This window comes from Oleisolibacter albus, assembly GCF_003336875.1.
Lineage (GTDB): Bacteria > Pseudomonadota > Alphaproteobacteria > Azospirillales > Azospirillaceae > Niveispirillum > Niveispirillum album.
This window is the reverse complement of sequence record NZ_QGNJ01000032.1, coordinates 1-8,377: the sequence shown is the minus strand read 5'-3', so window position 1 is coordinate 8,377 and position 8,377 is coordinate 1. Positions and strand designations below refer to the sequence as shown.

The following is an 8,377-nucleotide window of genomic DNA, read 5'->3' as shown; positions in this document are numbered from 1 at the left end:
ACTACCTGAGCCCGGTGGAGTTCGAGGCACAGGACGAACCACCAGTGCCGCCCGGCCGGGCGGCACTGGTGGCGGAAACCATGCTGTAGCTTTTGCGACATGTCTCAATGATGGGGTGCAGTCCATCTTAGCGTCGCCTTGGGGTCGCGTTACGGTCGCCTTTGTCGCCGTCAGGGTGACAACCCCGGACCGGGGCGCCGGCGGACGAAATAGGGCGCCGGCCCATCGGACCGGCGCCCCGCCGTTCGGGAACGGCCAGCGGGGATCAATGCCCGCCGGACAAGGCCTTGACGATCTCCTCGGTCATCTTCTTGGCGTCACCCAGCAGCATCATGGTGTTGGGCCGGAAGAAGAGTTCGTTCTCGACGCCGGCATAGCCCGCCCCCATCGACCGCTTGATGAACAGGACGGTCTTGGCCTTCTCCACATCCAGGATCGGCATGCCGTAGATGGGGCTGGTGGGGTCGGTCTTCGCCGCCGGGTTGGTCACGTCGTTGGCGCCGATGACATAGGCCACGTCGGCCTGGCCGAAATCGCGGTTGATCTCGTCCAGCTCGAACACCTCGTCATAGGGCACGTTGGCCTCGGCCAGCAGCACGTTCATGTGACCGGGCATGCGGCCCGCCACTGGATGGATGGCGTACTTGACCTCGACGCCCTCCTTCTTCAGCAGGTCGGCCATCTCGCGCAGGGCGTGCTGGGCCTGGGCCACGGCCATGCCGTAGCCGGGCACGATGATGACGGACTGGGCGTTCTTCATGATGAAGGCGGCATCGTCGGCGCTGCCCGCCTTGTAGCTGCGCTCCACCGCACCGCCGGCCCCGGCTGCCGCCGCGGCGCTGTCGCCGCCGAAGCCGCCCAGGATGACGTTGAAGATCGAGCGGTTCATGCCCTTGCACATGATGTAGGACAGGATGGCGCCCGACGCGCCGACCAGCGACCCGGTGATGATCAGCAGCGGATTCTGCAGGGTGAAGCCGATGCCCGCCGCCGCCCAGCCGGAATAGCTGTTCAGCATGGAGACGACGACCGGCATGTCGGCGCCGCCGATGGGCAGGATCAGCAGGAAGCCCAGGGCCAGGGCGACCAGGATGATCAGCCAGAACAGGATCGCGCTCTGGGTGATGCAGAGCAGCACCACCAGCAGCACCAGCGCGATGCCCAGGCCGGCATTCAGCATGTGCTGGCCGTTGAACACCAGCGGCTTGCCGCTCATGCGGCCGTCCAGCTTCAGGAAGGCCACCAGCGAGCCGGTGAAGGTGATGGCGCCGATGGCCACGCCCAGGCTCATCTCGATGATGGAGCCCACATGGATGTCGCCGGGGACGCCGATATTATAGCTTTCCGGGGCATAGAAGGCGGCGGCGGCCACGAACACGGCGGCCAGACCGACCAGCGAGTGGAAGGCCGCGACCAGCTGCGGCAGCTGGGTCATCTGGATGCGCTTGGCGATGACATAGCCAATGCCGCCGCCGATGGCGACGCCCAGGATGATCAGCAGCCAGTCCAGCCCGTGCAGGTCGGGCACCACCGCCAGGGTGGTGACGATGGCCAGGGCCATGCCGGCCATGCCGAACATATTGCCCTGGCGGGCCGATTCCGGGCTGGACAGGCCGCGCAGGGCCAGGATGAAACAGACCGCCGCCACCAGGTAGGCGAGCGAAGCAGCAACAAGCATGATGTCGCCTCCCGGGTCTTACTTCTTGGCTGCGCCGGCGGGCGCAGCCTTCTTCTTGTACATGGACAGCATGCGCTGGGTGACCAGGAAGCCGCCGAAGATGTTGACGCTGGCCAGCACCACGGCCAGGAAGCCGAAGATGGTGGAGACGCCGAAGGCACCGGCGCCGGTGGCGATCAGGGCGCCGACGATGATGACCGACGACACGGCGTTGGTCACCGCCATCAGCGGCGAATGCAGGGCCGGCGTCACCCGCCAGACCACGTAATAGCCGACGAAGCAGGCCAGCACGAAGATGGTCAGGCCGGTGACGATGAAGGGCATGCCGCCCTGGTGCATGGCCGCGCTGGCGACGATGGCGGCCTCGTTGGCCAGGTCGGCGGTCTTGTCCGCCAGCGCCTGGGCCTGGTTGGCGAGTTCGGCCGCGTTCTGGGCGTGTTCGCTGGGAGTCATGGCTGCGGTCTCCTCGGGCCTCAGACGGTGGGCGTGGCCGGGGGCTCACCCGGAACGGGCGACGCGGCCGGAACCGGCGGGGCCGGCGGTGCTGCGGCGGCAACAGGCGCGGCGGGTGCCTCCTTCGGGGCGAAGGCCGAATGGACCACGGCCCCGCCGCGGGTCAGCGCGGTGCCCTTGACCACCTCGTCCTCGCCGTTGAAGGCCAGCGTGCCCGGGCTGTCCTTGGCCACGAAGGGAGTAAGGAAGTTCAGCAGGTTCTTGGCATAGAGGGCGGAGGCGTCGACGGCGATGCGGCTGGGCATGTTGATGCGGCCGACGATCTTGACGCCGTACTTCTCCACCACCTCGCCGGGGACCGAGCCCTCGACATTGCCGCCCTGCTCCACCGCCAGATCCACCAGCACGGCGCCCTGCTTCATGCTGCGCAGCATCTCGTCGCTGACCAGCACCGGCGCCTTGCGGCCGGGGATCAGGGCCGTGGTGATGACGATGTCCTGCTTCCTGATGGTCTCGGCGATCAGGGCCGCCTGCTTGGCCTTGTACTCCGCCGACATCTCCTTGGCATAGCCGCCGGCGGTCTGGGCCTGCTGGAACTCCTCGTCCATCACGGCGACGAAGGTGGCGCCCAGGCTTTCCACCTGCTCCTTGGTGGCCGGGCGCACATCGGTGGCGCTGACCATGGCGCCCAGGCGGCGGGCGGTGGCGATGGCCTGCAGGCCGGCGACGCCGGCTCCCATGATCAGGGCGCGCGCCGGTGGCACGGTGCCGGCGGCGGTCATCATCATCGGGAAGGCGCGGCCGAATTCGGCCGCCGCCTCGATGACGGCGCGATAGCCGGCCAGGTTGGACTGGCTGGACAGGATGTCCATGCTCTGGGCGCGGGTGATGCGCGGCATGAACTCCATGGCGAAGGCATCGATGCCGGCGGCGGCATAGGCCGTCACGCTCTCCGGCGCCTGATAGGGATTGAGGCCGGAGACAAGCACCGCACCACGCTTCAGCAGGGCCAGCTCGTCGATCTGGCCCTCGCCGGCCAGCAGCGGACGCTGGACCTTCAGCACGATATCCGCGCCCCGCAAGGCGGTGGCGGCATCGGGCGCGATCTCCGCCCCGGCGGCGGCGAAGGCGTCGTCGGTCAGGGCCGAGCCGAGGCCGGCTCCGCTCTCCACCACCACGTCGAAGCCCAGACCCTTGTATTTCTTAACCGTATCGGGCGTAGCGGCGACACGCAGCTCGTGCGCCCGGCGTTCCCTGGGTATGGCGATTCTCATACGCTCTGATTCCCCCTCTGGCGCGGTGGTCCAGCGCGACCGGACAGCTTCCGGCCCGTTTTTGCACCTGCACGATGCCGCATCCGGAAATCTTTGTGAAGCCGCACCGGCCGGAAGGGAAGGACTGAACCGTCGCAGGGGCAGGATCTGTCGGCCACCCCCGTGCCCGGCCCCGCGCCCGGCCCCGCGCCCGGACGGAAAAGGCGGACCACCCCTGCCGGCGTGGCCCGCCTTTCCGTTGGAACCGATGATCGGAACCGGTGTTCCGGTCAGCCGCCGCTGCCGGTCCCCCCACCTGTCGCGGCACCGCCGCTGATACCACCCGGCCCGGCCGTCCCCGGCGTGCCGGTCGCCGGCATGCCGGGCGTGCCGGTCTGGCCATAGCCGTCGCGCTGCAGGTTGGCGGGATCGTCGGCGTCCTGGCCAGCGCGTCCGGATGGCGACAGGGCCACATCCGGGTCGGGCGTGGCTCCGGCCCGCTCCTGCGGCGTGGTGCGGCCGGTTCCGGCGCCGGGCCGGCCCGAGGCCGCGTCCTTGGCCTCGCTGGCCGTGGTGGGCGTGGTCGGGCTGTCGCCCGTGGCGGTGGTGGTGGTCATCCCGCGGTCGTCGGCCCCGCCCGTCCCGCCGCTGGCGGATGAGTCCGTCCCTTGCGCGCCGCCGGCCGTCCGCGCGGCGGCGGAGTCGTTGACACTCTTCCAGTTGGTGGCGCCCCCGGTCGTGGCGATCCCGCCGGCGGCACCGGCCGGGGCTTCCCCTGATGTCCGACCGGCGGGCGCCTGATCCCGGCCGACCGTCCCGCGCTCGGCGGCGTCTTCCGCGCTGGCGGCATCAAGCCCCTGCGCCTGGCGGTCCGCGGCGCGGCGGGTGGCATCCTCCCGGCCCATATCCGAGGGCGTCGTCGGGGCTTCGGCATGGGAGGGGTCGCGGGCACTGCCGGTCAGGCTGTCATCGCCAGACCGGCCGGCCGCCGCCGGGTCCGCCGCAGGGTCCGCCGCCGGGTCCAGCGACCGGGCCGAACCGCGGTCTGGCCCCCCGGTCACATCCTGCACCGCCTGGCTGGGCAGGGACTGGACGGGCGACGCCTGCGCCACCTGGACGGGAGCGGCCGCGACGATTGTGGCCGGGGTGGTGGGGCTGTCGGCCTGGGCCGTGGTGCCGGTCCTGGACGGGCAGGCCACCGCCGAGCCCGTCAGGGCGATACCGGCGACCGCGGTGAGAAGCAGGCTTTTCATCTGGAGTTCCTCCCGGAAAGGCGTGGACCGCTGTTCAACCGGTCCCTGGCCACCGGCGTTCCCGGTCCGGCCCCGCCGGTTGGTCACAAGACGCCTGGACCGGCCCCCGGCTTTCGGCGCAAACTGCGCCGGTCAGGACGGAAGCGCCCGTCCATCCCGATGAAGCGAACCCATGTCCGAGAAGCACCCCCTGGCCGATGCCGCCCGCACCCTGTTCAAGGAACTGACCGATGCCGGAAAGCCGGTGGTCGGGGTGGGTATCGGCGAAGGACGCATTTTCCTGCGTGTCACCGCTCCCGAGCACGGCGCTCCGGCGGAGTATCGCGGCTATCCCGTGCAGATCCTGACGGAAGAGGGCATCAAGCGCTGAGGCTCCCTAGCGGACCCCGTCCGCACAGCAGCAGCACGCCCGGACATCGGCCACAGGCGCCTCGCCCTCCTGCACCGAGACCGGCAGACTCTCCTGGGGCGTCAGCTGACGCCCCAGTTCCAACAGAACAGCCAGCTGCGCCAGTTGCAGCTGCACTTCACGACCCGGACTGCTCACGATCCTGCCACCCCACTGCGGCGCCCATCCCCAACGGCAGCGCACAATAGGGCGGAGCGGCGCCGGAGCAACGGGGCGATCGGGTAGCCGCTACCCCGATCGGGAGCGATGGAAGCATAAACCGGTGTTGATCTCGGCCCTGATCGGACCGGGCCGATGATGCGGCCACTTGCCTCTTTCGATCCGACTGCATCAGACTGAGAGGGTTAACCCCGTCCGGTCTGGGCCGGACGATGCGCATCGCGCGACAGGCACATTCACCGGATGGAGCGAGATTTGACCCTGGGAATTTTCAGTTTCAGGACATGGATGACGGCCGCCCCGGTCGTGGCCACCCTGGTCACCGGCACCCTGGCTGGCACGGCCAGCCCCGCCCGGGCCGAGGGCAAGCAGAATTTCACTCTGGTCAACAAGACCGGCTATGTCATCAGCGAGGTCTATGTCTCGCCGGCCAAGGTCGACGACTGGGAAGAGGATGTGCTGGGCGCCGACGAGCTGGATAATGGCGAGGCGGTGAACATCGCCTTCAGCCGCAAGGAGAAATCCTGCCATTGGGACCTGAAGGTGATCTATGACGACGGCGAATCGGCCGAATGGGCCGATTTCGACCTCTGCGCCATTTCCCAGATCGCCATCAGCTACAACCGCAAAACCGGCGAGACCTGGGCCACCAGCCAATAATAGGCGTCACCGAACATGTGGGCCGGATATCGGCGGCGCGGCGGATCAGGGCCGCGCCGCCAGACCGGCCGCCGCCAGAGCCGTGGTCTGGCGGGCGGCGAGGTCCTCGACCTTGAAGCCGGCCACCAGATCGTGGAACAGCCGGTACCAGTTGATCTCCGCCTTCAGGTGCAGGAACACCGAGCCCAGGCCGATGGCAGCGCGGTCCATGAACACGAATTCACGCGGGATCTCCACCCCGCCGGCGGCCCGCAGCGCCTCGTGCACCTTGGCCGCCGTGGCCTGGCCGTAACGGCCGCTGTTGGTTTCCTCGATGGTGCGGGTGCGGTCCTCCAGGATGGGGGCATAGACGAAGCGCGCCCAGATATTGAGAACCTCCACCATCTGCCGGCTGATGCCGGTGAAGCCCCAGGCCTCGTAGGCATGGACGGCCCGCGCCTCGTCATCGGTGCGGATGGCCTCGTACAGCTCGATCACGCCATGGACGAAGCGGGGCGGGAAGACGCGGATGCAGCCGAAATCCAGCAGATTGATGTCGTGGTCCGGCCGCACCGTGTAATTGCCCAGATGCGGATCGCCATGGATGACCCCGTATTCATAGAAGGGGATGTACCAGGCCCGGAACATGTTCATAGCGATGCGGTTGCGCACGGTCAGATCGGCCTCCTTGAAGGCGGTGATCCTGCGCCCGTCGACCCAGCCCATGGTCAGCAGCCGGCGGCTGCACAGGTCCGGCACCACATCGGGCACATGCACCCCGTCCACCCCGTCCAGCATATGGCGGTAAAGCGCCATGTGCCGCGCCTCCAGCCCGTAATCCAGCTCCTCGCGCAGCCGGTCGCCCAGTTCGGCATAGATCTGATCGGTGCGGATGGCCTTGTCGTAGCGGGCATAGACGGAAAAGAGCAGCTTCAGCTGCTTCAGATCCGCCTCCACCGCCGACTGCATGTCGGGATATTGCAGCTTGCAGGCCAGCAGACGTCCGTCATGGTGGGTGGCCCGGTGGACCTGGCCCAGGCTGGCGGCGCTGGCCGCCTCCTTCTCGAATCCGGCGAACCTGGACTGCCAGTCCGGCCCCAGCTCCGCCGCCATGCGGCGCTTGACGAAGGGCCAGCCCATGGGCGGGGCATCGGCCTGGAGATGCCCCAGCTCCTGCACATATTCCTGCGGCAGGGCGTCGGGGATGGTGGACAGGATCTGCGCCACCTTCATCAGCGGCCCCTTGAGACCGCCCAGCGCCTGCCGCAGCTCCGCGGCATGGGCCTCGCGCTCGACCTTGATGCCGAGGAAGCGTTCGCCCGCGACCCGGGCCGCAACACCCCCCATGGCCGTGCCGACCCGCGCATAGCGGGCAAGCCGACCCTGCAACGTGCTTCGTTCGTCCGTCATGGACGACAAGATGGGGCGCCGCCGCCCGCTCGACCAGTGCCGCCATGTCCGATCTTCCGGCGGCGACGGAGCGCCCTCCCTGTGCCCTCGGTCACTTTCCCGGCGGCGGCGCCTGGGCTAGAAGGGCTGTCATGTTTGCCGAGCGAACCATCCCGCCGCTGCTGGCCACCGACGAACCGCCGGCCGTCAGCATCCTCCGCCCCCAGGGCCAGGCTCCGCTGCTTCTGGTCTGCGACCATGCCAGCCGCCAGGTCCCCCGCGCCCTGGCGGATCTGGGCCTGCCGGAGGCCGAACTGTCCCGCCATATCGGCTGGGACATCGGCGCCGCCGCCGTGACCGAGCGGCTGGCCGCCCGGCTGGATGCGCCGGCGGTGCTGACCGGCTATTCCCGGCTGGTGGTGGACTGCAACCGCCGCCCCGACGACCCCACCAGCATGCCCGACATCAGCGACGGGACGGCCGTGCCCGCCAACCGCGACCTGAGCGATGCCGGACGGCGGCAGCGGCTGGAGGCCCTGTTTCACCCCTATCACGAGCGCATCGCCGCACTGCTGCACGGGTTCCAGCGGCGGGGCGTGGTGCCGGCCGTGGTCTCCGTCCACAGTTTCACGCCGGTCATGCGCGGGTTCCAGCGGCCCTGGCACATCGGCATCCTGTGGAACCGCGACCCCCGCATCGCCGTGCCGCTGCTGGCGGCCCTGGAGGCCGAAGGCGATCTGGTCGTGGGGGACAACGAGCCCTATTCCGCCCGCACCGGCTGCGGCCACACCATCAACACCCATTGCGAACCGGCGGGCATCCCGTCCGTCATGCTGGAGATCCGCCAGGACCTGATCGCCGACGCGGCGGGGGCCGAGGCGTGGGCGGCACGGCTGGAGCGGCTGCTGCGCCCGATCCTGGCCGCCCCGGCCCTGCGGCACCGGCAGGTCCATTGACCGAAGGCGACCCGCGTCAGGCCAACGCGACGCCAAGGTGACACGAACGCACCCGTAAGGCGTGGACTGCACCCCATCATTGAGACATGTCGCAAAAGCTACAGCATGGTTTCCGCCACCAGTGCCGCCCGGCCGGGCGGCACTGGTGGTTCGTCCTGTGCCTCGAACTCCACCGGGCTCAGGTAGTC

Annotated in this window: 9 protein-coding genes; 3 read left to right on the top strand and 6 right to left on the bottom strand. The window is 69.1% G+C overall.

All coding sequences use genetic code 11. The annotated features are described in order from the left end of the window. Nucleotides 1-265 precede the first annotated feature (265 nt). From DK368_RS21085 to DK368_RS21070, 4 genes are all read right to left on the bottom strand, one after another. The gene (locus DK368_RS21085) at nucleotides 266-1,678 is read right to left on the bottom strand and encodes an NAD(P)(+) transhydrogenase (Re/Si-specific) subunit beta (protein WP_114395943.1); all 1,413 of its coding nucleotides are present in this window, start codon (nucleotides 1,676-1,678) and stop codon (nucleotides 266-268) included. 18 nt (nucleotides 1,679-1,696) lie between these two features. Further along, a complete protein-coding gene (locus tag DK368_RS21080) occupies nucleotides 1,697-2,131 on the bottom strand; it encodes an NAD(P) transhydrogenase subunit alpha part 2 (RefSeq protein WP_114395942.1) in 435 nt (144 codons plus the stop codon). Between the two features lie 20 nt (nucleotides 2,132-2,151). After that, nucleotides 2,152-3,405 carry a Re/Si-specific NAD(P)(+) transhydrogenase subunit alpha gene (locus tag DK368_RS21075; protein ID WP_114395941.1) on the bottom strand — a complete coding sequence of 418 codons (1,254 nt, stop codon included), beginning with the start codon at nucleotides 3,403-3,405 and terminating at the stop codon, nucleotides 2,152-2,154. Between the two features lie 269 nt (nucleotides 3,406-3,674). Then, nucleotides 3,675-4,637 carry a hypothetical protein gene (locus DK368_RS21070; RefSeq protein ID WP_114395940.1) on the bottom strand — a complete coding sequence of 321 codons (963 nt, stop codon included), beginning with the start codon at nucleotides 4,635-4,637 and terminating at the stop codon, nucleotides 3,675-3,677. A 172-nt stretch (nucleotides 4,638-4,809) separates the two neighbouring features. Here DK368_RS21070 and DK368_RS21065 point away from each other — a divergent pair, with 172 nt between their 5' ends. Beyond that, entirely contained in the window at nucleotides 4,810-5,007 is a 198-nt protein-coding gene (locus DK368_RS21065; protein WP_114395939.1) for a hypothetical protein, read from the top strand. 6 nt (nucleotides 5,008-5,013) lie between these two features. Here DK368_RS21065 and DK368_RS21570 read toward each other — a convergent pair whose 3' ends face one another. After that, complete coding sequence (locus tag DK368_RS21570; protein WP_155524667.1) at nucleotides 5,014-5,184, bottom strand: hypothetical protein; 171 nt, start codon at nucleotides 5,182-5,184, stop codon at nucleotides 5,014-5,016. A 309-nt stretch (nucleotides 5,185-5,493) separates the two neighbouring features. On the opposite strand from DK368_RS21570, the gene DK368_RS21060 reads away from it, so the two are divergent. Continuing rightward, entirely contained in the window at nucleotides 5,494-5,865 is a 372-nt protein-coding gene (locus DK368_RS21060; RefSeq protein WP_114395938.1) for an argininosuccinate lyase, read from the top strand. Nucleotides 5,866-5,910: 45 nt separating this feature from the next. On the opposite strand, the gene DK368_RS21055 is transcribed toward DK368_RS21060, so the two are convergent. Further along, nucleotides 5,911-7,254: an ABC1 kinase family protein gene (locus DK368_RS21055; RefSeq protein ID WP_114395937.1), complete on the bottom strand. Its 1,344-nt coding sequence runs from the start codon at nucleotides 7,252-7,254 to the stop codon at nucleotides 5,911-5,913. A 131-nt stretch (nucleotides 7,255-7,385) separates the two neighbouring features. Between DK368_RS21055 and DK368_RS21050 the strand changes: the two genes are divergently transcribed. Then, nucleotides 7,386-8,189 carry an N-formylglutamate amidohydrolase gene (locus DK368_RS21050; RefSeq protein ID WP_114395936.1) on the top strand — a complete coding sequence of 268 codons (804 nt, stop codon included), beginning with the start codon at nucleotides 7,386-7,388 and terminating at the stop codon, nucleotides 8,187-8,189. Nucleotides 8,190-8,377: the final 188 nt, after the last annotated feature.

What these genes read in the sequence shown, in the direction of transcription:
- DK368_RS21060 (WP_114395938.1), top strand. Translation starts at nt 5,494, where the DNA reads ATGACGGCCGCCCCGGTCGTGGCCACCCTGGTCACCGGCACCCTGGCT.
- DK368_RS21070 (WP_114395940.1), bottom strand. Translation starts at nt 4,637, where the DNA reads ATGAAAAGCCTGCTTCTCACCGCGGTCGCCGGTATCGCCCTGACGGGC.
- DK368_RS21055 (WP_114395937.1), bottom strand. Translation starts at nt 7,254, where the DNA reads ATGACGGACGAACGAAGCACGTTGCAGGGTCGGCTTGCCCGCTATGCG.
- DK368_RS21080 (WP_114395942.1), bottom strand. Translation starts at nt 2,131, where the DNA reads ATGACTCCCAGCGAACACGCCCAGAACGCGGCCGAACTCGCCAACCAG.
- DK368_RS21065 (WP_114395939.1), top strand. Translation starts at nt 4,810, where the DNA reads ATGTCCGAGAAGCACCCCCTGGCCGATGCCGCCCGCACCCTGTTCAAG.
- DK368_RS21075 (WP_114395941.1), bottom strand. Translation starts at nt 3,405, where the DNA reads ATGAGAATCGCCATACCCAGGGAACGCCGGGCGCACGAGCTGCGTGTC.
- DK368_RS21085 (WP_114395943.1), bottom strand. Translation starts at nt 1,678, where the DNA reads ATGCTTGTTGCTGCTTCGCTCGCCTACCTGGTGGCGGCGGTCTGTTTC.
- DK368_RS21050 (WP_114395936.1), top strand. Translation starts at nt 7,386, where the DNA reads ATGTTTGCCGAGCGAACCATCCCGCCGCTGCTGGCCACCGACGAACCG.